This is a genomic window from Nocardia sp. NPDC058666, from assembly GCF_042714895.1.
Classification (GTDB): Bacteria; Actinomycetota; Actinomycetes; order Mycobacteriales; family Mycobacteriaceae; genus Nocardia.
In genome coordinates this window covers 1-1,255 of sequence record NZ_JBHXRY010000089.1, presented here as the reverse complement: position 1 = coordinate 1,255, position 1,255 = coordinate 1, and the positions used below count along the sequence as shown (strand labels likewise).

At 75.5% G+C, this 1,255-nt stretch carries 1 protein-coding gene; it reads right to left on the bottom strand.

Going from position 1 to position 1,255, the window contains the following annotated elements; all coding sequences use genetic code 11:
- Positions 1-1,195, bottom strand: a 1,195-nt coding sequence (locus ACFWVD_RS28685; RefSeq protein WP_379248032.1) for a helix-turn-helix domain-containing protein, incomplete at its 3' end; no start/stop codon positions are given.
- Positions 1,196-1,255: the final 60 nt, after the last annotated feature.

Sequence of the window (1,255 nt, the reverse complement as noted above, 5' to 3'; positions counted from 1 at the left end):
GGGTGAGGGCGTCGGCCAGGACGCGCCAGATCTCCGCCGCGAGGTCGATGTTGGCGTCCGCCTGGGCCTGCTGCGCCAGGGTGCGCAGTCCCGGGACGCCGGCCGGGTCGCCGGCGAGGATCAGGAGCTGGTGGCGCAGGATCTCCAGGCGGACCTGGCCGCGGTAGGTCATCCTGGGCCGGTCGGCGGCGAGTTCGCCGAGCAGGGCGCGGGCGTCGTCGTGGCGGCCGGTGGCGAAGGCGAGGTCGGCCTTCAGGGCGGTCAGGTCCTGGCGCAGGGCGGGGGTGCCGACCAGGGCGAGGGCGGCTTCGGCCTCCTCGGCGCGGTGTTGTGCGCGGGCGGGGTCGGCGGGCATCTTCTGCAGGTGGAGCCGGCCGGCGGCCAGGCGCAGCCGGATCCACAGGATCAGGTCCTCCTGGCTGGTGAAGCGTTCGAGGGCGTCGTCCAGGCAGGCCTGGGCGCCGGGGTAGTCGCCCTGGCGCATGCGGACGGCGGCGGCGGTCCACATGGCTTCGGCGAACAGTGCGTCCGAGCGGCCCTGGACCAGGGCGGTCAGTTCGTCGGCGTGGACGCGGGCCTCGCCGGTGCGGCCGGCCTCGGCCTGGACGGAGACCAGGGCCAGCAGGGCGGCGGCGCGGTCCTCCACGCCGAGGTCCTCGTGCAGGGCGATGCGGTGGGCCTGGACGGCGGCGTCCACGGCGGGGGTGATCTCGCCGATGGAGCGCAGGCAGCGGGCCAGGCGGGTCAGGCCGCGCACGCGCAGTTCGCTGACTCCCACCTCGTCGCCGAGGGCCACCAGGTGGGTGAGGCAGTCGCGTTCGGTGGTGTGGTCGCCCTGGAGGCGGGCGGCGCGGGCCAGGAGCCACAGGGCCTGCCAGCGCAGTACGGGGCTCTCGTGGGCCTCGGCGGCCAGGGCGCGGCGCAGCGCGACGACGGCGTCCGGGGAGCCGGTGGAGGAGGCCAGGGTGAGGGCGTGGGCCAGGGAGCCGGTGGCGGGCTCCTCGAAGTCGCTGCTCTGCAGGCCGAGTCGGTCGGCGAGGTAGCCCACGGCCCGGTCGGTGGGCTGGCGTGCGCCGGATTCCAGGCGGGAGAGGTAGCCGGTGGACATGCCCTCGCCGGCCAGCGCCGTCTGCGACAGGCCCTGGGCCAGCCGGAGCTTCTTGAGGCGGTGTCCGAAAGCGGGCTGTCGCAGCATGGGCCGTGTCCTTGGGGTCGCGGGCAAGGAATCTGTCGGGAACCGGCACCGAGCGTAGGG